18 protein-coding genes and 1 tRNA gene are annotated in these 19,825 nt (G+C 49.0%); 10 read left to right on the top strand and 9 right to left on the bottom strand.

Annotation, left to right across the window (positions count from 1 at the left end):
* Window positions 1-74 precede the first annotated feature (74 nt).
* Window positions 75-2,378: an ATP-dependent Clp protease ATP-binding subunit ClpA gene (clpA, locus tag AC07N2_RS09470; protein ID WP_494778004.1), complete on the bottom strand. Its 2,304-nt coding sequence runs from the start codon at window positions 2,376-2,378 to the stop codon at window positions 75-77.
* A complete protein-coding gene (gene clpS / locus AC07N2_RS09465) occupies window positions 2,375-2,683 on the bottom strand; it encodes an ATP-dependent Clp protease adapter ClpS (protein ID WP_076593694.1) in 309 nt (102 codons plus the stop codon). The genes clpA and clpS overlap by 4 nt, the downstream gene beginning before the upstream one ends.
* A 340-nt stretch (window positions 2,684-3,023) precedes the next feature.
* Here clpS and cspE point away from each other — a divergent pair, with 340 nt between their 5' ends.
* The 3 genes from cspE to AC07N2_RS09450 all read left to right on the top strand — a co-directional run bounded on the left by cspE (window position 3,024) and on the right by AC07N2_RS09450 (window position 4,706).
* Window positions 3,024-3,227 carry a transcription antiterminator/RNA stability regulator CspE gene (gene cspE / locus AC07N2_RS09460; protein ID WP_009665919.1) on the top strand — a complete coding sequence of 68 codons (204 nt, stop codon included), beginning with the start codon at window positions 3,024-3,026 and terminating at the stop codon, window positions 3,225-3,227.
* 356 nt (window positions 3,228-3,583) lie between these two features.
* Window positions 3,584-4,150: a pseudouridine synthase gene (locus tag AC07N2_RS09455; protein ID WP_494778003.1), complete on the top strand. Its 567-nt coding sequence runs from the start codon at window positions 3,584-3,586 to the stop codon at window positions 4,148-4,150.
* A 103-nt stretch (window positions 4,151-4,253) separates the two neighbouring features.
* Entirely contained in the window at window positions 4,254-4,706 is a 453-nt protein-coding gene (locus tag AC07N2_RS09450; protein ID WP_494778002.1) for a DUF192 domain-containing protein, read from the top strand.
* Window positions 4,707-4,829: 123 nt separating this feature from the next.
* Here the strand turns inward: AC07N2_RS09450 and rpsT are convergent, their stop codons facing one another.
* Window positions 4,830-5,093, bottom strand: a complete 264-nt coding sequence (rpsT, locus tag AC07N2_RS09445; protein ID WP_012080371.1) for a 30S ribosomal protein S20 — start codon at window positions 5,091-5,093, stop codon at window positions 4,830-4,832.
* Between the two features lie 329 nt (window positions 5,094-5,422).
* Between rpsT and murJ the strand changes: the two genes are divergently transcribed.
* Entirely contained in the window at window positions 5,423-6,973 is a 1,551-nt protein-coding gene (gene murJ / locus AC07N2_RS09440) for a murein biosynthesis integral membrane protein MurJ (RefSeq protein ID WP_494778001.1), read from the top strand.
* A 59-nt stretch (window positions 6,974-7,032) separates the two neighbouring features.
* Window positions 7,033-7,872 carry a SirB1 family protein gene (locus AC07N2_RS09435; protein WP_494778000.1) on the top strand — a complete coding sequence of 280 codons (840 nt, stop codon included), beginning with the start codon at window positions 7,033-7,035 and terminating at the stop codon, window positions 7,870-7,872.
* A 67-nt stretch (window positions 7,873-7,939) separates the two neighbouring features.
* On the opposite strand, the gene AC07N2_RS09430 is transcribed toward AC07N2_RS09435, so the two are convergent.
* Window positions 7,940-9,847: an ATP-binding cassette domain-containing protein gene (locus AC07N2_RS09430; protein WP_494777999.1), complete on the bottom strand. Its 1,908-nt coding sequence runs from the start codon at window positions 9,845-9,847 to the stop codon at window positions 7,940-7,942.
* A 160-nt stretch (window positions 9,848-10,007) separates the two neighbouring features.
* Between AC07N2_RS09430 and AC07N2_RS09425 the strand changes: the two genes are divergently transcribed.
* Window positions 10,008-10,082 (top strand) — tRNA-Arg (locus AC07N2_RS09425).
* A 274-nt stretch (window positions 10,083-10,356) separates the two neighbouring features.
* Entirely contained in the window at window positions 10,357-12,855 is a 2,499-nt protein-coding gene (locus tag AC07N2_RS09420) for a tetratricopeptide repeat protein (RefSeq protein WP_494777998.1), read from the top strand.
* Window positions 12,856-13,195: 340 nt separating this feature from the next.
* On the opposite strand, the gene AC07N2_RS09415 is transcribed toward AC07N2_RS09420, so the two are convergent.
* The 4 genes from AC07N2_RS09415 to AC07N2_RS09400 all read right to left on the bottom strand — a co-directional run bounded on the left by AC07N2_RS09415 (window position 13,196) and on the right by AC07N2_RS09400 (window position 17,019).
* On the bottom strand, window positions 13,196-15,229 hold the full coding sequence (locus tag AC07N2_RS09415; protein ID WP_494777997.1) for a family 2A encapsulin nanocompartment cargo protein cysteine desulfurase: 2,034 nt from the start codon (window positions 15,227-15,229) through the stop codon (window positions 13,196-13,198).
* Between the two features lie 9 nt (window positions 15,230-15,238).
* On the bottom strand, window positions 15,239-16,168 hold the full coding sequence (locus AC07N2_RS09410) for a family 2A encapsulin nanocompartment shell protein (RefSeq protein WP_494777996.1): 930 nt from the start codon (window positions 16,166-16,168) through the stop codon (window positions 15,239-15,241).
* A 77-nt stretch (window positions 16,169-16,245) separates the two neighbouring features.
* Window positions 16,246-16,515, bottom strand: coding sequence for a helix-turn-helix domain-containing protein (locus tag AC07N2_RS09405; RefSeq protein WP_494777995.1), 270 nt, complete (start codon window positions 16,513-16,515; stop codon window positions 16,246-16,248).
* A gap of 36 nt (window positions 16,516-16,551) precedes the next feature.
* A complete protein-coding gene (locus AC07N2_RS09400) occupies window positions 16,552-17,019 on the bottom strand; it encodes a rhodanese-like domain-containing protein (RefSeq protein ID WP_494777994.1) in 468 nt (155 codons plus the stop codon).
* A gap of 141 nt (window positions 17,020-17,160) precedes the next feature.
* On the opposite strand from AC07N2_RS09400, the gene AC07N2_RS09395 reads away from it, so the two are divergent.
* The gene (locus AC07N2_RS09395; protein WP_494777993.1) at window positions 17,161-17,301 is read left to right on the top strand and encodes a hypothetical protein; all 141 of its coding nucleotides are present in this window, start codon (window positions 17,161-17,163) and stop codon (window positions 17,299-17,301) included.
* Window positions 17,302-17,500: 199 nt separating this feature from the next.
* Window positions 17,501-18,010, top strand: a complete 510-nt coding sequence (locus AC07N2_RS09390; RefSeq protein WP_494777992.1) for an outer membrane lipoprotein — start codon at window positions 17,501-17,503, stop codon at window positions 18,008-18,010.
* A 93-nt stretch (window positions 18,011-18,103) separates the two neighbouring features.
* Here AC07N2_RS09390 and AC07N2_RS09385 read toward each other — a convergent pair whose 3' ends face one another.
* Window positions 18,104-18,799 (bottom strand): fumarylacetoacetate hydrolase family protein, encoded by a 696-nt coding sequence (locus tag AC07N2_RS09385; RefSeq protein ID WP_494777991.1) that lies wholly within the window; start codon window positions 18,797-18,799, stop codon window positions 18,104-18,106.
* 289 nt (window positions 18,800-19,088) lie between these two features.
* On the opposite strand from AC07N2_RS09385, the gene AC07N2_RS09380 reads away from it, so the two are divergent.
* Window positions 19,089-19,787, top strand: a complete 699-nt coding sequence (locus AC07N2_RS09380; protein WP_494777990.1) for a GntR family transcriptional regulator — start codon at window positions 19,089-19,091, stop codon at window positions 19,785-19,787.
* Window positions 19,788-19,825: the final 38 nt, after the last annotated feature.

Raw genomic sequence — 19,825 nt, 5'->3', positions numbered from 1 at the left:
ATCGTGGAAATTAAAAAGCCCGAACCACATACATGGTTCGGGCTTTTTTGATTGTATCGACTAAGCAGTTTCTCTTATTCGACTTCGATCGTTTCCTGCGCTGCCGCTGGAGGTGCAGTATCCCCTTCGCTAAAGTCCAATTTAATCTGATCTTTTTCATCCAGATCAACTGTGACCTTGCCGCCGCTTACCAGACGACCAAACAGCAATTCGTCTGCCAGCGCCTTGCGTATCATGTCCTGAATCAGACGCGACATAGGACGTGCACCCATCAATGGATCAAATCCTTTCTTCGCGAGGAAAGTACGCAGCTTATCTGTAAAGATCGCTTCCACTTTCTTCTCGTGCAATTGCTCTTCCAATTGCATCAAGAATTTATCCACCACGCGCAGGATGATTTCTTCATCCAAGGCACGGAAACTGATAATTGCATCCAGACGATTGCGGAACTCAGGCGTAAACATACGCTTGATATCAGCCATCTCGTCGCCGGCTTCTTTCTTCTCGGTAAAGCCGATCGTACGTTTCTGCAAGCTCTCTGCACCGGCATTCGTCGTCATGATGATGATCACATTACGGAAATCAGCCTTGCGACCATTGTTATCCGTCAACGTACCGTGATCCATCACTTGCAACAGGATATTGAAAATATCCGGATGCGCTTTTTCGATTTCATCCAGCAACAGCACTGCATGCGGTTTCTTGGTAATCGCTTCAGTCAGCAGACCACCTTGATCGAAACCAACGTAGCCTGGAGGCGCACCGATCAAACGGCTCACAGCATGACGTTCCATGTATTCGGACATATCGAAACGAATCAGATCGATACCCATGATGAATGCGAGCTGCTTCGCGGCTTCGGTTTTACCAACACCCGTCGGCCCTGAAAACAGGAAGGAACCGATAGGTTTATCTGTTTTCCCCAAGCCGGCACGTGCCACCTTGATCGCCGAGCCGAGCGCTTCCAGTGCAGGATCCTGCCCGAACACGACATTTTTCAAATCGCGGTCTATCGTCTGCAACTTGGAACGATCATCTTGATTGACCGTTTGTGGCGGAATACGTGCGATCTTCGAAATGATGTCTTCGATCTCAGCTTTACCAATTGTTTTCTTCTGCTTCGATTTCGGCAGGATACGTTGTGCAGCTCCCGCTTCATCGATCACGTCGATTGCCTTGTCCGGCAAATGACGATCATTGATAAAGCGCGCAGCCAACTCAGCTGCTGAAGTCAACGCCGATGCCGAGTATTTCACGCCATGATGTTCTTCAAAGCGCGATTTCAAGCCACGCAGAATCTGTATGGTTTGCTCAACGGTAGGCTCGTTCACATCGATCTTTTGGAAGCGACGTGACAGCGCATGGTCTTTTTCAAAGACACCGCGGAATTCGGTAAAGGTGGTGGCACCAATACATTTCAACTGGCCATTCGACAATGCCGGTTTCAGCAAATTGGACGCATCCAAAGTGCCGCCCGAAGCCGAACCCGCACCAATGATGGTGTGGATTTCGTCGATGAACAGAATGCCGTTTGGATTATCTTTTAGTTGCTTCAGCACCGCTTTCAAGCGTTGTTCGAAGTCACCGCGATATTTAGTACCGGCCAGCAAAGCGCCCATATCCAGCGAATAGACCACGGCATTTTGCAGAACTTCAGGCACATCGCCTTGCGTAATGCGCCATGCGAGACCTTCCGCAATCGCGGTTTTACCCACGCCGGCCTCACCAACCAGTAATGGATTGTTTTTGCGACGACGACACAGCGTTTGAATAACACGCTCGACTTCGCCTTCGCGGCCGATCAACGGATCGATCTTGCCTTCGGTCGCGAGTTTGTTCAAATTCTGCGTGAATTGATCCAGCGCGCTTTCTTTTTGCTGGCCATCAGCTGATGGCGCATCTTCTGCACCTTCAGGCGCTTTTTGCGCATCAGTTTGCTGATCCTTGCGCACACCGTGCGAAATGAAGTTCACAACATCCAGACGCGTCACACCTTGCTGATGCAGGTAATAGACAGCGTGCGAATCTTTTTCACCAAAGATGGCGACGAGCACGTTCGCGCCTGTGACTTCCTTCTTACCGTTGGAAGCAGACTGAACATGCATGATCGCGCGTTGGATCACACGTTGAAAACCGAGTGTAGGTTGAGTATCGACTTCAGCGGCACCAGGTACCGTAGGCGTGTTGTCACCAATAAAATTGGTCAACGTTTTCCGCAGGTCCTCGATATTGACTGCGCAAGCACGCAAAACCTCGGCCGCCGAAGGATTATCCAGCAGCGCCAAGAGCAGGTGCTCAACAGTGATGAACTCATGACGCGCCTGCCTTGCTTCGACAAACGCCATGTGCAAACTGACTTCTAATTCCTGCGCAATCATACTTCCTCCATCACGCACTGCAGGGGATGCCCTGCTTTCCGGGCGTGGTTCAAAACCAGCTCAACTTTCGTAGACGCAATATCCTTCGGATACACGCCACAAATACCTTTTCCGTCGCGGTGAACCATGAGCATGATTTGCGTCGCTGTCTCACGATCTTTACTAAAGTATTCCTGAAGAACCATCACGACAAACTCCATTGGCGTGTAATCGTCATTCAGTAACAACACCTGATACATAGACGGCGGCTTGAGTTTTTGCTCTTGCCGCATAAGGACCGTACCATCATCATGCTTAATTGCCATAAGTCTTATTCTAATACGTTCAACCGTGTGCACAATGCCCAGAAGAACAGAGATACAAATTAATTTAATCTTACGCGTTTTCTCTTGAAGACGCAGATGACGATCAAATACAGGAAATCAAGAGCTTCCCTCTTATTTCCCTCACAAAATAAACTTGCAACAACGCTACCAAAACATCTTGACTTTTATATTTATTGCGTAAAGAATGAATCTTATTGACATGCTTGACAACAATGGCTTGTCAATACGAAGTGAGCAGGTTTTAGGAGGGGCAACGTTAAGCGAGGCTTCTTTCTTTTGCGGCTCGTGTGATTAAGTCTATATTAGAAAGACGCTTTTTATGGCAACAGGTACCGTCAAATGGTTCAACGATTCTAAGGGCTTCGGCTTTATCACTCCGGATGACGGCGGTGAAGATTTGTTTGCACACTTTTCCGCAATCCAGATGAACGGCTTCAAGACCCTCAAAGAAGGTCAGAAAGTACAGTTCGAAGTCACGCAAGGCCCTAAAGGCAAGCAAGCTTCCAACATTCAAGCTCCTTAATTCTTAAGGTCCTTGCGAAAAACCCCGCTTCGGCGGGGTTTTTTTATGCCTAGACTGAAACCATCTAGGGCCAAATACAAAAATTCAGCCTCTCCTGACACAACTATGAAGCAGTTCGATAAAGGATGATCACTGGCATGTCATTCAACGTTGCTATTCTCAATTCGCAATCATCGTCTTCAAAAACCAAAAACGATCGCTTAAGTCGAATCTTCCATCAAACGAGAAAAGCCATCATTCATTTTCCTCTCGGCAATCGCTTTATCAACGAGTTTTGATATCGTATTCGGCAAAATCTCTTTACTATCCCATTTCAGCACTCACAGTCGGCAACCATTACATCGCACGCTTTAACCATGCCCCTGATTCTGTTTAACAAGCCTTTCCAAACGATGTGCCAATTTTCGCCGCATCCCACGCGCAAATCTCTGGCCGACCACATAGACATACCGAATATCTACCCTGCCGGCCGACTGGATGCCGATAGCGAAGGTTTATTGCTGCTCACCGATGACGGCAAGCTACAACATGCCATCAGCCATCCGGATCGCAAGCACACAAAAACCTATCTGGTTCAGGTAGAGGGCATTCCTGACGCTCAAACGCTGGCGCGATTACGCGTACCGCTTGATCTGGGCGACTTCACCACACAGGAATGCGAAGTCAAACGCGTAGCAGAACCAGATTGGTTGTGGCCACGCAACCCACCGATACGCGAACGCGCCAATGCACCCACCAGTTGGCTCGCAATTACGTTGGCGGAAGGGAAAAATCGACAGGTGCGCCGCATGACGGGAGCTGTTGGTCATCCCACTTTGCGACTGGTACGCATCGCCATTGGGGCGATTTCGCTACAAACCCATCCTTTGTGGCCGGGCGAATGGCGTGAAATTTCGGTCGCAGAACTAGGACTGACGAACTAGAAGACTTATTACGAGTCAATCACAGCACCAAATGAGAAGAAACGCACGCTATTGTTTTCAATTACACTCATCCTGCCCTCACCCCACCTACCCGAATAAGCACATGAATAAATTCTTTAGCACTTGCACCATGGCTATTGCATTGGCATCTACCTTGGCCGCCAGCTCTGCATACGCGCAAGACAAAAAATTCCCTGTCATCCCATTAACCGCAGGGATGAATGTCATCAAGGCAGAGGTTGTCGCCAATGAAGCTGAGCGTCAGCAAGGCCTGATGTTCCGCAAAAGCATGGGACCAAACGAAGGCATGGTTTTTCTTTTTGGCGCACCGGCCGGCGTTTGTATGTGGATGAAGAATACTTTGATTCCACTCTCTGTCGCCTTTATTGATGCCGACGGCAAGATCGTGAATATCGAAGATATGAAGCCGCAAAGCCTGGAATCACACTGCTCGAAAAGACCAGTGCCTTACGCGCTGGAAATGAATGAAGGCTGGTTCAAGCAAAAGAATCTCAAGCCAGGCAGCACTATCGATGGACTGCCGAAGACCCAGTAAGCATGGTTTCAATACGGCATTTCTTTAATGCCGCACGCAAACAAAAACCCCACACGACCAAAATCGTGCGGGGTTTTTAATGTCTTGCTCAGTGCCGCGCCAGAAACGCAGCGACAAAAACTATTAAGCCAGCGCTTTCAAAGCTGCTGCGAGGCGGCTTTTATGACGTGCTGCTTTGTTTTTGTGGATGATTTTCTTGTCAGCGATACGATCGATCGTCGACACGGAAGCCAGGAAAACTTGCGCTGCAGCAGCTTTGTCGCCCGCTTCAATTGCCTTACGAACAGCTTTAACAGCTGTACGCAGCGTGGAACGCTGGCTGGAATTGTGAGCGTTTTGCTTAACTGCTTGACGAGCGCGTTTGCGTGCTTGTGCGGTATTTGCCATGAATATTATTTCCTAAAACAGGGTCGACGCGCATTCGCAAACACGCATATTAGTGAGACAGAATTCTGTGAAGCTGCAGATTATAGCCGTATTTTCTCAATCAGGCAAATAGATGCTGCTGTACTTGCAAGATTATTGCAACAAACCGGATTTCGCCATTAAATGCATGTTTAATAACACCATTCTCCGGCGCATGATATACGGCAACATATTAAATAAATATGCGGCTGGATTGAATTATCCCACGGAAGTAAGCACTAACCGCTATCTCTAGCAACGGACCTCGTATGCACCCATCGTTTTGTATTGAACAGCTATAATTCCGCCCCATGAACTTGCACAAAACGCTTGCGGCGGTCTCCGGTATGACGATGGTTTCTCGTGTAACAGGACTGGTCCGCGAGATCCTGTTTGCCCGTGCATTTGGCGCATCCGCCTATACCGATGCGTTCAATATCGCATTTCGCATCCCCAATCTGCTACGTCGACTATTCGCCGAAGGCGCATTTTCGCAAGCATTCGTCCCGATTTTAGCGGAATACAAGAGCCAAAAAGGCGAAGAAGCGACCAAAAGTCTGGTTGACCATGTAGCAACCGTCCTGATGTGGACGATGTTGCTGACTTGCCTGATCGGCGTGATTGCATCGCCATTTATCGTTTACCTGATCGCGACCGGCCTCAAAGCCAAGTCTGAAATATTCGACGCTTCGGTCTGGATGACGCGTGTAATGTTCCCTTACATCGGCTTCATGTCGTTCGTGGCACTCAGCGGCGGCATCCTGAATACCTGGCGCGAATTCAAAATTCCAGCCTTTACGCCCGTTTTATTAAATCTCTCATTTATCGTCGCAACACTGTTCCTTGCACCGCATCTGGATCAGCCGATTTATGCGATGGCGATTGCGGTTGTGATCGGTGGCGTCTTGCAGATGGCGATCCAGATCCCGGCTTTGCTGAAAATTGGCATGCTGCCACGCTTTTCAAAGAATCCTTTCGCCAGTCTGGGCGATGCCGGCGTACGCAAAGTCTTGAGCAAAATGGGACCGGCAGTATTCGCCGTGTCTGCTGCGCAGATCAGCTTGATGATCAATACCAATATCGCATCTCGCCTGGAAAGCGGCAGCGTATCGTGGCTGTCGTATGCTGATCGACTGATGGAATTCCCGACCGCCTTGCTGGGTGTGGCACTCGGGACCATCCTGCTGCCCAGTTTGTCCAAAGCCAATTTTGAAGGCAACACCGAAGAATATTCTTCGCTACTCGATTGGGGCTTGCGCCTGACTTTTCTGCTCGCACTTCCCTGCGCCGTCGGCCTTGCCACGATCTCCGAACCTTTAACGGCAACGCTGTTTCATTACGGTAAATTCAATGCGCTCTCGGTAGATATGACATCGCGCGCCTTGGTTGCCTATGGCGTCGGACTGATCGGTCTAATCCTTGTGAAAATTCTGGCGCCAGGCTTCTACGCGCAACAGAACATCAAAACCCCGGTCAAAATCGCGATTGGCGTCTTGATCGCAACACAGTTGATGAACCTGATCTTCGTGCCATGGATTGCACACGCTGGTCTGGCGCTTTCCATAGGCTTGGGTGCCTGCCTGAATGCAGCCTTCTTATATTGGGGCTTGAAACGTCGCGGCATCTACACCGCCCTTCCCGGCTGGCGCATGTTCTTGATCCGCCTGACCGGCGCACTCTTTTTAATGGGTGGCATCGCCTTATGGGTTGCTGGACATTTCGACTGGGTTGAATTGCGAGCGACGCCATTTCACCGGATCGGTGCATTATTAATTGTCATGGCGGCGTGCGGCGCCAGCTATTTTGGCGCATTATTAGCCATGGGATTCCGCTTCCGGGATTTCAAACGTATCGCACGCTGATTGCAAGAGCTGGAACGAAGGTCTGCACATTCACTGCATCATCGTTATGATGGAGGCTTATGACGATCCAATCTCTCGAATACTTTTCTACGCTGGTGCAGCAGGACGATAGCATCCCATTGTTTGAAGCTGCATTGGCAATCGCACAGGATGCCGAGCCAACTCTTGATCTGGCAGCATCGCAAGCGGAAGTCGATACGCTCGCAGCCAGATTAAAGCAGCGCCTTCCCGATGACGCATCTACCATGCAGAAACTGCGGATGTTGAATCATTATTTCTATAATGAGCTCGGCTTCAGCGGTAACGTCAACGATTACTACAATCCAGAAAACAGCTATATGCACCACGTGATCAGTACGCGGCGCGGCATCCCGATTTCGCTCGCCGTGCTGTACATGGAACTGGCGCAACAAATCGATCTGGACGTGCAAGGGATTTCATTTCCAGGACATTTTCTGATGAAACTGTCGGTGCAGTCCGGTCAGGTCGTGCTGGACCCATTCAACGGTGCCAGCCTGTCGCGTGAAGAATTGGAAGAGCGCGTCGAGCCTTACATCATGGAGCAAGACTTCCCTGATGATTTTCAACTCACGGCTTATCTCGATGCCGCCAGCCCGCGCGATATCCTGGTACGCATGCTGCGCAATCTGAAAACACTATTCATGCAGCAGGAACACTGGCAGCGTTTGCTGGAAGTGCAGGAAAGGCTATTGATTTTATTGCCGCATGAAATCGCCGAACGACGCGATCGCGGTATTGCGTATATGAATCTGGAATGCCCGCAAGCTGCGTTGCAGGATTTAGAGGCTTACATCAAACATAGGCCGTATGCGATGGATACTACGGAATTACGTGCGCATCTGCCGAAGTTGCGCGATGCAATCGGGCGCTTGAACTAACTTGCGTTGATCGTTGTTATTCCCACGTGCGAACAACAACGATCTCCGTTTATGAAACGACTTGCGCTTAGCCGCGTGCTTCTATCGCTTCCCACTTTTCCAACGCTTCCAGCAACAAGCCATCAATTTCCGCAAAACGCTGATTCAATCGTTTTGCTTCATCTGCCTGCTTGGTATAGATGGCGGGATCGGCCAGTTTCTCCGTAATCGCTTTTTGCTCTTCCTCGAGTTGCGCAATCAGGGCCGGCAGAGCATCGATCTCGCGCTGCTCTTTATAGCTCAGCTTTTTTTGTTTGGCAGCCGGCGCGGCTTGCGACGATACAGCTTCGGTTTTAGTCTCAACTTTGCCAGTACCTTTAGGCGAACCAGCTGGAATCGCAGCAGGACGCACACGCTCCCAATCGGTATAACCACCAATATATTCGCGCCACAAGCCATTGCCTTCTGCAACGATCACTTGCGTAACGACGTTGTCGAGGAAGGTGCGATCATGGCTAACCAGAAACACAGTGCCTTCGTAATCTTCCAGCAATTCTTCCAGCAGCTCCAGCGTGTCGATATCCAGATCGTTGGTCGGTTCATCCAGTACCAGCACGTTGGCTGGTTTGGCAAACAAACGCGCCAGCAACAAACGATTACGTTCACCACCCGACAATGATTTGACCGGCGAGCGCGCACGTTCCGGTGCGAACAGGAAGTCGTTCAAATACGTCATCACGTGCTTGCGCTGACCATTGATCTCGACCCAGTCGCTTCCCGGCGCGATGGTATCGGCCAGACTGGCGTTTTCATCAAGCTGCGCGCGCATCTGATCGAAGTACGCGATCTGCAATTTGGTACCTTGCTTGACGGTGCCCGAATCCGGCTCTTCCTGACCCAGTATCATTTTCAGCAGCGTGGTTTTACCCGCGCCATTCAAACCGATCAAGCCAACTTTATCGCCACGCAGAATCGTTGCGGTGAAATCCTTGACGATCACTTTGTCGCCATAAACCTTGTTGATATTTTCCAGCTCAGCCACGATCTTGCCGGAACGATCGCCAGACGATACATCCAGCTTGACCTGACCTTGTTGCTCGCGACGCGCGCTACGCGACAGACGCAGTGCTTCCAGACGGCGCACACGCCCTTCATCACGGGTACGACGCGCTTGCACGCCTTTGCGGATCCAGACTTCTTCCTGTGCGAGGAATTTATCGAACTTGGCGTTCTCGACTTCTTCGATTTCCAGTTGTTCAGCCTTGCGTATTTGATAGGCGCTGAAGTTACCCGGGAACGACAGCAAGCGACCGCGATCGAGTTCGATGATGCGCGTCGCGACGTTATCCAAGAAGCTACGATCATGGGTGATGAACAGCACGCTGCCTTTGTAATCGCGCAACAAACCTTCGAGCCACAGAATCGACGTGAAATCCAAATGGTTGGTCGGCTCATCGAGCAGCAGCACATCAGGCGCACTCACCAGTGCGCGCGCCAGCGCAACGCGCTTCTGCATACCGCCAGACAAGGTGCCCATCAGCGAATCCTTGACCAGATTCAAACGATCGAGCGTCGCTTCAACCTTGTGATTCAGATTCCACGCATCGGCCGCATCCAATTTGACCTGGATGTCGTGCATGCGCTCCATCAATGCCTCATCGTCATCGCCGCCGAACTGCCCCGTCAGCGCATCGTATTCGGTCAACAGCGCCTGCATATCACCCATGCCGGACGCCACTGCGTCGTACACAGACATTTCCTGCGAAAAATGCGGCTCCTGCTCTACGTACGCGATCTTGATGCCTTGTTGCATGACAAACAAACCATCATCCAGCTTGGATGTGCCGGCGATGATTTTCAGTAAAGACGATTTGCCGGTGCCATTACGGCCGATCAGACCGACGCGCTCGGCGGCTTCCAGAGAGAATTCCGCTTTATCGAGCAACGGGACGTGGCCGAACGCGAGCTGCGCGTTCGAGAGGGAGATGACTGCCATAAATACCTGAAGGTGGTAGGTTCGTGCGCGATTGCGGACGACCAATTAAAAGAATGAAGTCCGCATTGTACCGATAGCGGCGCCTTTCCCGCTATTCTTTGCCATATCGTCAGCTATAATCCCGGGCGGAAGTGGCAAAGTGTTGCCTGCTTTCAAGCGTCTCGCCGTAGTTCAATGGATAGAACGAGTGCCTCCTAAGCGCTAGATATGAGTTCGATTCTCGTCGGCGGGACCATTAGCCTCTAATTTAGCTGCTGTTTCAAGCAGAGAATCCATATCACTTCACTGAATAAACAAGCAGATCGCGCGTTTGCTCACCTCTTATCAGCAACCTGATTCCATCTTCCTATCCTGACAATTTGTGAAGTACTTGTTATAAAAGTACAATTCACAGCGCCTGAATAAGGATGCATTCCTAACAGAAGAACCTCCTTTGAGGTCTTGACTTCCGCTGCGCCAATTATTGGCAATAGATAAATTACACCGTCAGTAAAAAATAGCTGTTAATTATGAACTCACAAAATAACGCACAATTAATCAAACTGGCTGAGCATTACTTCAGAAGCGGAAATTATCCATTTGCTCAAAATTTTTTAAATCAAATCCTTAATTCAAACCCAGCAGATTCCAAAGCTAATGAATTAGCGGCGTACATAGCCGGCAATGCAGGAAATGTTGAATTAGCACATCAATTACTCCACAAAGCATGTCAACAGCCCGACTGCTCCCCGGAAGCCCTCTATTATCTTGGCACTTCACACCTCAGGAATACTCAATTTCATGACGCCATTGGGTGCTTTAACAAAGCTATTAAAAAAACAGGTGATTTTTTTGAAGTTACTCATGACTTAGGGTTGGCCTATTTTCATATTCAAAAATATTCTGAGTCAATTGAATTTCTGAATAAAGCACTAGCAATTAAACCGAATTCTTTTGAAGCACTGACTAATTTGGGAAATTCATTAAAGGCATCCGACAGATATGAGGATGCACTTTTATATCAAAACAAAGCAATTAATATAGATCCGCAGAACGTCGAAGGGTGGCTGAATAAAGGAGCAATACTTAACGAACTCAAACGCTATGAAGAGGCCTTGGTTCAATATGACCATGCTCTTCAACTGCAGCCTACGTATCTAGAAGCATGGTCAAATAAGGGGAATACATTACACGCGCTCGAGCGCTATGAAGAAGCGATTATCCATCACGACCAAGCAATTTTCTTGAACAAATTTGATGCCGGGGCTTGGTATAACAAAGGCGTCACCCTCCATGAGCTGAAACGCTACGAGGAAGCCCTAATTCAATATGACCAAGCCATTCAGCTAAAACCTACCTATCTAGAAGCATGGTCAAATAAGGCCAATACATTATGTGCACTTGCGCAATATGATGAAGCTCTTGCCTGCTACGATCAGGCAATTTTCTTGAACAACCTAGATGCCGGAGCTTGGCATAACAAAGGCGTCGCCCTTCATGAGCTGAGACGCTACAACGAAGCCCTGGCTCATTATGACCAAGCCATTCAGCTGAAGCCTACTTATCTAGAAGCATGGTCAAGTAAGGGTCATACATTATTTGCACTCGTACGATATGACGAAGCTCTTGCACACTACAATCAAGCTTATCAACTCGAACCGGATTTAGATTTTTTATTGGGAGATCTAATTCATGTGAGAATGCTTATCAGCGATTGGAGTAATTTCAAAAATGGAATGGTTGAACTCTCCAATAGAATAAATGATCGCCAGAAAGTAACCGTTCCATTTTATGTGTTATCGGTAATAGACTCACTTAATCTGCACTTATTAGCTGCTAGAACTTGGTCTGATAATAAATATCCAAGCAATTCTTCGTTGCCACAAATATCGAAGTATCAAAACAAGAAAATTCGCATTGCATATTTTTCGGCTGATTTTAAAAGCCATCCTGTTTCATATTTAACAGCTGAGCTATTCGAACTACATGATCGAAATTCTTTTGAAGTCTTTGCTTTTTCGCTCAAAAACGCTCATGACAATGATCCGATGAAAGCGCGCCTTGGCAAAGCATTTGATCAGTTCATTGATGTACAAAGTCTCTCCGACCTAGAAATCGCCAAACTAGCAAGAGAACTTCAAATTGATATCGCCATTGATTTAGGCGGCCATACAAAAGATGCTCGAACAGGCATATTCTCTTATCGCGCTGCTCCCATACAGGTAAATTATTTAGGTTACCCGGGATCACTTGGCGCCGAATATATTGACTACCTCATCGCAGATAAAACAATTATTCCAATGAGTAGTCAGCAATATTATTCAGAAAAAATTGCCTATCTTCCTAACACCTATATGGTTGATGATTCAAAACGAGTCGCAGCCCAAACTCATTTAGAAAAATCCGAATTCAATCTGCCAGACACAGGTTTCATTTTTTGCTGCTTTAACAACAGCTATAAAATTACCCCTGACACCTTTCAAAGCTGGATGCGCATTTTAGAAAAAGTAGAGAATAGCGTCTTGTGGCTATCGGAAAATAATGTTTTTTTCAGAAACAATTTAAGAAATGAAGCCTCAAAAAAAGGCATTGAATTTGATCGAATAATCTTCGCCGAAAAAGTAGCAGACCCTCGCATTCATTTGGCAAGACATAAACTTGCTGACTTATTTTTAGACACTAGACCATATAACGCCCACACCACAGCATTGGATGCGCTGAAATCAGGATTACCTGTATTGACGCTAATGGGAGAATCATTTGCTAGTCGTGTTGCAGGCAGTTTACTAAATGCTATTGACCTGCCAGAGTTAATCGCGTGCACGCAAGAAGAGTATGAGGCATTGGCCATTGAGCTCGCCACAGATCAAAATAAAATGAATGCTCTTAAAGAAAAATTAGCTCAAAATTATTCAGCCACCGCATTGTTTGATACCAGTCTATTTACGAAACATATTGAAAAAGCTTATCAAGCCATGTACGAACGCCATCAAGCCGATTTAGCACCAGATCACATTTTTATTAAATGACTGTATTCAAAGATCGACTTTAATCAGTAGAAATTCTATAGATTTTTATATGTAGCGGAACATTAGTTCACTCCACTAACGTGTGTTATTTTCAATACTAAATTTGGTGACATAACGACCACGACTTTATGCGATCTGAATGTGAGTGAGTAAAAAATCTCACTTTTATAAAAAAGCCCACGTCCGTTAGGACGCAGGCTTCGTGTAGATTTACCCAAACCAATAGTGGAGAGTGGTAACTCTATGCTCATCTTAAAAAGGTTTTATTACCTCTTTATGGCAATCATTCAAAATCCCCATGTAATTGAAAGACGTTGAATGATCACTGTTCAACACATTTCTATCTCGATGAAAACCGACGCTGTCCAGCCAGTTGCATCACCACTTGTATCAAACGATCAATTTCATCGTACGTGTTGTAAAACGCCAATGATGGACGGACCGTTGTCTCTACGCCAAAGCGACGTAAAATCGGTTGTGCACAATGATGACCAGTACGTACTGCGATACCTTCTTCATTAAGTGCTTTGCCGACTTCTTCTGTCGTATACCCTTGCAGCACAAAAGACATGACGCTGGCCTTGTTATCCGCAGTGCCAATCAAGCGCACACCTGGAATCGCACCCAACTTCTGCATACCGTAGACCAGCAACTCGTGCTCATAACGCGCGATGTTTTCGATGCCGATCTTGTTGACGTAATCGATGGCTGCACCCAAACCAACTGCATCGGCGATGTTGCCAGTACCAGCTTCGAACTTGTTCGGAATTGGCTGAAATACGGTTTTCTCGAAAGTCACATCGGCGATCATATTGCCGCCTCCTTGCCATGGCGGCATGTCTTCGAGTATTTCGCGCTTGCCCCAGACCACGCCGATACCGGTCGGGCCGAATACTTTGTGGCCGGAGAAGACGAAGAAGTCTGCGCCGATGTCCTGTACGTCAACACGCATATGCGAAATCGATTGTGCGCCATCAACCAATGCCTTGGCTCCTGCACGATGCGCCAGTTCAACAATCTCCTTCACTGGCACGACTGTACCGAGCGCGTTCGACACTTGCGTGACGGCGACGATTTTGGTGCGATCGTTGAGCAGCTTCTTGTATTCATCGAGCAAGACCTGACCGGAGTCATCAACTGGAATCACGCGCAACTTGGCACCTTTGGCTGCAGCGAGTTGCTGCCACGGCACGATGTTGGCGTGATGTTCAAGGTTGCTGACAATGATCTCATCGCCCTCACCGACGTGCTGTCCACCCCAGCTTTTCGCAACGAGATTGATCGCTTCCGTCGTGCCACGTACGAAGATGACTTCATTCACATCCGGCGCGTTGATGAAGTGCTTCACGCGTTGCCGTGCACCTTCATAAGCATCAGTAGCACGCGCGGCCAACTCATGTGCAGCGCGGTGGATGTTCGAGTTCTCATGCTCATAGAAATACGCGATGCGATCTATCACCGACTGCGGCTTGTGCGTGGTCGCAGCGTTATCGAACCAGACCAGTTGCTTGCCGTTGACGCGCTTTTGCAGTATCGGGAAATCGCGTCGCACTGCATGCACGTCGAATGCAGGATGACGACTTTGATCTGATTGCAGAATCGTAGCGCCATGCGGATGCGGCTTGGCCGGCGTAACGTAACCGCTAGGCAACACGACCGAATCGACGAAGTAATACTTAGGCTCTGTCGATGGCTGTGCGGCACCCTGCCTTGCTGTTTGCGTAGCAGATGCATTCGTTGGTGCCAGCAAGTTCTGCACATCACTACCAGCCGGATTGCCGAAAGGTTGATCCGCAAGCTGATCCAGAATATTACCTATCGCTGGCGCATTGCCTGCATCGCGCCCAGTCAGCGATGGTTGCCCATGCTGTAAAAAATAATACGGCGAAGTCGCACCTGCACCAGATGCTGCCGGTAATGGAGAAGCTGGATGTGAGGCAGCTTGTTGTCCGCCTGCTGCTTGCGCTTGCGGCACACCAAGTACTGCACCACCCAGACGCGGCTCGTAAGCCGGCAAGGTGCTGATGACAGTATCCGGCACGCCATTAGGTGCAGTTGCATGCGGCAATAAGGCAGGCGCACGATTCGCCAATGAAGGCAATTGCGTCGGCGAAGCTGGCAGCAGATTCGTGCCTGGCACTTGCCCTTGCGGGATCGGCGTACCAGGTATCGATGGGCCAAAACCTGCCGGGCTGGCTAAAGGCGAACCTGGCGGTGCGATATTGACCGGCCCTTGCACGCCAGGCAAGGAGCTATTGGCTGCATTCGGCAATGCCGAAAAAAACGCAGTCGCCATACGCGCGAGCAGTGCCGGATCGATAGGTGCCTCGCCCGATTGTGGAATATCCACGGGCGTGGATGGAAAGTTACTCATGATCGCGGCTTAGCGGTAGGTGTCCGGGTAATCGTGGTATTTGTTGACCTCGACATCGTCCAGGACAGCCAGCGCATCAGGCGTCAATACAGCGAGCGAGCAGTACAAGGAAATCAGATACGAAGCAATAGCCTGATTATTGATGCCCATAAAGCGCACCGACAAACCAGGACTTTGTTCACCCGGCAAGCCAGGTTGGAACAAGCCAACAACGCCTTGGCGCTTGTCGCCTACGCGCAGCAAAATAATCTTGCTCTTGCCATCGGCTACAGGAATTTTGTCCGACGGGATCAATGGCACACCACGCCATGTGATGAATTGCGAACCAAACAGGCTGACTGTCGGTGGCGGCGTACCACGACGTGTGGCTTCACGGCCGAAGGCAGCGATGGTCAGTGGATGCGCAAGGAAGAATGCCGGCTCTTTCCATACTTTAGTCAGCAGTTCATCAAGGTCGTCTGGTGTTGGTGCGCCAGTCAGCGGGAAGATGCGCTGCTCGTCCGTCACTTGCGCCAGCAGGCCGTAATCGGGATTGTTGATGAGTTCGCTTTCCTGATTCTCTTTGATTGTTTCTATCGTCAGACGCAGTTGTTCCTTGATCTGATCATGCGGGCTGCTATACAGATCAGAAATACGAGTATGCACGTCAAGAATGGTGCTGACGGCATTGAGGTAATGCTCACGTGGATTTTCTTCGTAATCGACGAAGGTGCGCGGCAGTTGATTCTCTTCTTCGCGCGACGTGCAGGTGACCTTGATAGACTCCGGATTCTTGACCTGATTGACGCGATAGATACCTGCTTCGACTGGCACCCACTGCAACAGATGCGTCAACCAGCGTGGCGAAATGATCGATAACTGTGGAACGGTTTTAGTTGCGTTGGCTAACTGGCGTGCTGCGTTGTCGCCAAGGGCTAATTGCGAAGAAGTATCTGCCATGAGAATTCCAGTAGTTGATTAAGAGAATGAGGAAACAATAAAGTCAGTACGGAGTGTCAACGGGAAGCTGTCATCGCTCAACATGCTATAGACGCCAAATTGAGTTTGTAGACAGCTTGCTGACCACTGATCCGTTCGCAATGCATCAACAGATCAGAAATTTTCAAACCCAAAGCACCTGCCAATTTATCCAGCGTAATCAGAGAAGGAATCGTCTTGCCGCGTTCGACCTCACCAACATAGGAACGATTAAGCTGCGCCTTTTCGGCCAGCGCCTCTTGCGACCAGCCATGCGCTTCGCGCAACTGACGCACAGCAAGACCTAAACAGACACACAACTTGCTCATCAACAGCCTCTGCAATCAGCGTTTTCGTCTATGCAATCAGGCTTGTACCCAAGGCAGCTTGTGATAACGCCAGCCATCGGTGTGACCGCGATGCTGATGCTCGTTCAGCTCGCCTTCAAATCCTTCCAGCACATTGAACACATTGCTGAAGCCCGCTTTGATCGCCGCCTCTGCTGCCAGCGCAGAACGCTTGCCGCTACGGCACAGCAGCAATATCGTTTTGTCTTTGCCGGTCTTGGCTTCCAACTCGCGTACGAAGCGCGGATTGCGCGTCAGGCTGGTACCAGTGGCCCACGCAACGTGAATACTGTCAGGGACATAACCAACGAATGCGCGCTCTTCGGCCGAACGTACATCGACCAGCACTGCTTGTCCGCTTGAAAAGAGATGCCATGCCACCTGTGGTGTGACGCCGTCTTTAGACAACACATTGGAAGATGCCGAAGTAAGGTGTACTGCATCGTGCGCATAAGCTGCACTTGCGTTTTGAAGGGACCCGCTCATTTTGTTTCCTTTTGTCTGGATGCTTACAGCCGGTATTCATCGGCATGTATAAGTTCGTGCAATCAGAATATAAGAAAGCAAATAAGCGACAAACGAATAAAAACGCGCTTGATTATGAGAATTTTGCTGAAGGGATTTTGCGTGGCCTATGCATTGCCAGCGCATATATATGTGCCGGTAAAGAAAGCTATTTACGCTATTGAAAATAACTGGGAACAGCCAAAGGAAAATTTGTTGCGCCTGATCATGGCCTTGATTTGCCAAAGCGACCAACGGCAGTAAGGCTGTCTACAGCCAGCAGGCTTTACATCATTTTGTTACAAAAGAGCATATCCATTTACATTGTTTCCGTAGCACTTTCCCACCGTTATGAGGTCTACTAAAGCAATCGGGATTTGCAAAATCAGGCCCATTACGCCGAGTACCACCAGATTTCCGACTAATATTGTTACTTAGTCCAGAATTACCCATTGGAGTCATCATGAAAACAAGTCAAACGGTCACTGTCGTTGCTCTTCTCGCCGCTGCAATGCTGAGCGGCTGTACCACTTACTATCCAAACGACAACGTTCGTCAATATCCCGTTTATCCGCAACAATCCAATTACCCGGTCAATAATTACCCGGCTCAAAACTATCCTCAACAACAAGCGTATTACGCTGGTACTGGCGTAGTTGAATCGATACAAGTCGTGCAGGTACCCAGTGATGGTAGCGGTGGCGGCGCGCTTGCTGGTGGTGTGATCGGTGGCGTACTGGGTAATCAAGTCGGTAGAGGCGGTGGACGCACTGTAGCGACAGCGGCTGGTTTGATCGGTGGTGCATTGCTCGGTAATCAGATTGAAAGAAACAGCACGCCACCGCAGCAATATTATCAAGTCAACATCCGTCTTGATCACGGCGGTCATCAATCCTTCCGCATGGGCAATGTAGGTGATCTGCAACCAGGTGTGCGTGTGCGTGTCGAAAACAATCAGATTTACCGTTATTGATTCTTGATGTTGCATTAAATGCTGCGCATAGCAAAAAGCCCGCCTCATGTAGATGAAGCGGGCTTCTTTTTTATGCTTGCAGGGACTGTCTGCTTACACCACTTTCAAGCGTAATTCGCCCAGTCCTTCGATAGAACCTTCCATCAAATCACCTTTTTTCACGGCTGCTACGCCAGCAGGCGTACCTGTCATGATCAAGTCACCCGGTTGCAGTACGAAATACTGCGACAGATAGGCGATCATTTCTTCGATATTCCAGATCAGCTTATCGACTGTACTTGTTTGCTTGGTCTGACCGTTCACATTCAACTGGATGGCACGATTACCGACTGCACCAATCTCGCTCGCAGGATGGATAGGGCCGATCGGCGCAGATTGCTCAAAGGCTTTGCCCGTATCCCACGGACGACGCAGGCTCTTGGCCTCCGCCTGCACATCGCGGCGTGTCATATCCAGTCCGATTGCATAACCCCACACATATTGCATCGCATCCGCTGCGGCGATGTTTTCACCTGTCTTGCCAATGGCAACGACCAATTCCAACTCGTATTGGTAATCTTCTGTCATCGCCGGATAAGGCAATTGACCAACGGTACCGTAAGGAACCGGGAAAACCGCGTCGGCTGGTTTCATGAAAAAGAATGGCGGTTCCCTCCCCGTCGCGCCCATTTCAATCGCATGATCGACATAATTACGACCAACACAGTAAATACGATGAACAGGAAAAAGCGCGTCAGTGCCCACCACTGGCACAGTTGCAGGCGGCACTGCAGGAATAACAAATTGCATACGAACTCCTCAGGGGAAAATATGTTCTTCAATTCAAGAATTTCTGGGCAAGATTATGCCACTGCCACAATCCCGCCGCAGCAAGCTTCTATAGGATTAAGATGGGTGGATCAAAAGAGAGTCGTATAATTTAAACAACCCGGCATGCAAAATGCTTCCATACATTTGCTGGCAGACCGCGCCGATAGAATTAAGTCGATAGTAGCAACCACAATTGCTAGCTATTGCATTTTAAAGAACACTTACTCACTTTCGATATTGTTGCTACTTCAAAGCAAAGGCTGATTCAATGATCACAGAAGAACAAGTAAAAGCGTTGCAGTCGGAAATGGAAGGGAATGGAGAGAATCAGGCGCAGATGGCCTATCGCATCCTGGAAGAAATGATCGTGACACTGAAGCTGCCGCCCGGCAGCAAGATCTCCGAGAAGGCATTGAATCGCTCTCTCGGCTTTGGCCGCACACCTCTGCGGGAAGCTTTGCAACGCCTGGCAATTGAAGGCAACGTTAAAATTCTGCCGCGCTCAGGCGTGATTGTGTCCGACATTGATCTGGCCGATCAGTTGAACATGATTGAAGTACGACGCGAGCTGGAAAAAATCATAGCCGGTCGCGCTGCCCGTTTAGCGATGGAAGATCAGCGCCACATTTTCTTGAAACTGGCTGGCGAATTCGATAGAGCCGCACAACAGAATGACGGTAATGTCTTTATCGAGACGGATAGAGAATTCAACACACTCTGCATAGAGACAGCACAGAACAAATACGTCTCTTATGCGATCGGCCCGATTGAGGCGCAAACCCGACGCTTCTGGTACTTGCACTTCAAGCGCTTCGGCGACCTCGCACGCGTTTCACAACTGCATGCAGGCATCGCCCGTGCGATTGCTGCTAACGATGAAGCCGGTGCACGCGATGCATCGGATCGTTTGATCGACTACGTGGAAGAATATACGCGCAAGACGCTGCAATTCATGGGCGGCTTGTAAAGCAAGTACACATAAAAAAAGCGCAGACTGAGCAATCA

This window comes from Herminiimonas sp. GW821-FHT09C12 (genome assembly GCF_059416385.1).
This window is presented reverse-complemented; position numbering and strand designations above follow the sequence as displayed.

What these genes read in the sequence shown, in the direction of transcription:
- clpA (WP_494778004.1), bottom strand. Translation starts at nt 2,378, where the DNA reads ATGATTGCGCAGGAATTAGAAGTCAGTTTGCACATGGCGTTTGTCGAA.
- clpS (WP_076593694.1), bottom strand. Translation starts at nt 2,683, where the DNA reads ATGGCAATTAAGCATGATGATGGTACGGTCCTTATGCGGCAAGAGCAA.
- cspE (WP_009665919.1), top strand. Translation starts at nt 3,024, where the DNA reads ATGGCAACAGGTACCGTCAAATGGTTCAACGATTCTAAGGGCTTCGGC.
- AC07N2_RS09455 (WP_494778003.1), top strand. Translation starts at nt 3,584, where the DNA reads ATGCCCCTGATTCTGTTTAACAAGCCTTTCCAAACGATGTGCCAATTT.
- AC07N2_RS09450 (WP_494778002.1), top strand. Translation starts at nt 4,254, where the DNA reads ATGAATAAATTCTTTAGCACTTGCACCATGGCTATTGCATTGGCATCT.
- rpsT (WP_012080371.1), bottom strand. Translation starts at nt 5,093, where the DNA reads ATGGCAAATACCGCACAAGCACGCAAACGCGCTCGTCAAGCAGTTAAG.
- murJ (WP_494778001.1), top strand. Translation starts at nt 5,423, where the DNA reads ATGAACTTGCACAAAACGCTTGCGGCGGTCTCCGGTATGACGATGGTT.
- AC07N2_RS09435 (WP_494778000.1), top strand. Translation starts at nt 7,033, where the DNA reads ATGACGATCCAATCTCTCGAATACTTTTCTACGCTGGTGCAGCAGGAC.
- AC07N2_RS09430 (WP_494777999.1), bottom strand. Translation starts at nt 9,847, where the DNA reads ATGGCAGTCATCTCCCTCTCGAACGCGCAGCTCGCGTTCGGCCACGTC.
- AC07N2_RS09420 (WP_494777998.1), top strand. Translation starts at nt 10,357, where the DNA reads ATGAACTCACAAAATAACGCACAATTAATCAAACTGGCTGAGCATTAC.
- AC07N2_RS09415 (WP_494777997.1), bottom strand. Translation starts at nt 15,229, where the DNA reads ATGAGTAACTTTCCATCCACGCCCGTGGATATTCCACAATCGGGCGAG.
- AC07N2_RS09410 (WP_494777996.1), bottom strand. Translation starts at nt 16,168, where the DNA reads ATGGCAGATACTTCTTCGCAATTAGCCCTTGGCGACAACGCAGCACGC.
- AC07N2_RS09405 (WP_494777995.1), bottom strand. Translation starts at nt 16,515, where the DNA reads ATGAGCAAGTTGTGTGTCTGTTTAGGTCTTGCTGTGCGTCAGTTGCGC.
- AC07N2_RS09400 (WP_494777994.1), bottom strand. Translation starts at nt 17,019, where the DNA reads ATGAGCGGGTCCCTTCAAAACGCAAGTGCAGCTTATGCGCACGATGCA.
- AC07N2_RS09390 (WP_494777992.1), top strand. Translation starts at nt 17,501, where the DNA reads ATGAAAACAAGTCAAACGGTCACTGTCGTTGCTCTTCTCGCCGCTGCA.
- AC07N2_RS09385 (WP_494777991.1), bottom strand. Translation starts at nt 18,799, where the DNA reads ATGCAATTTGTTATTCCTGCAGTGCCGCCTGCAACTGTGCCAGTGGTG.
- AC07N2_RS09380 (WP_494777990.1), top strand. Translation starts at nt 19,089, where the DNA reads ATGATCACAGAAGAACAAGTAAAAGCGTTGCAGTCGGAAATGGAAGGG.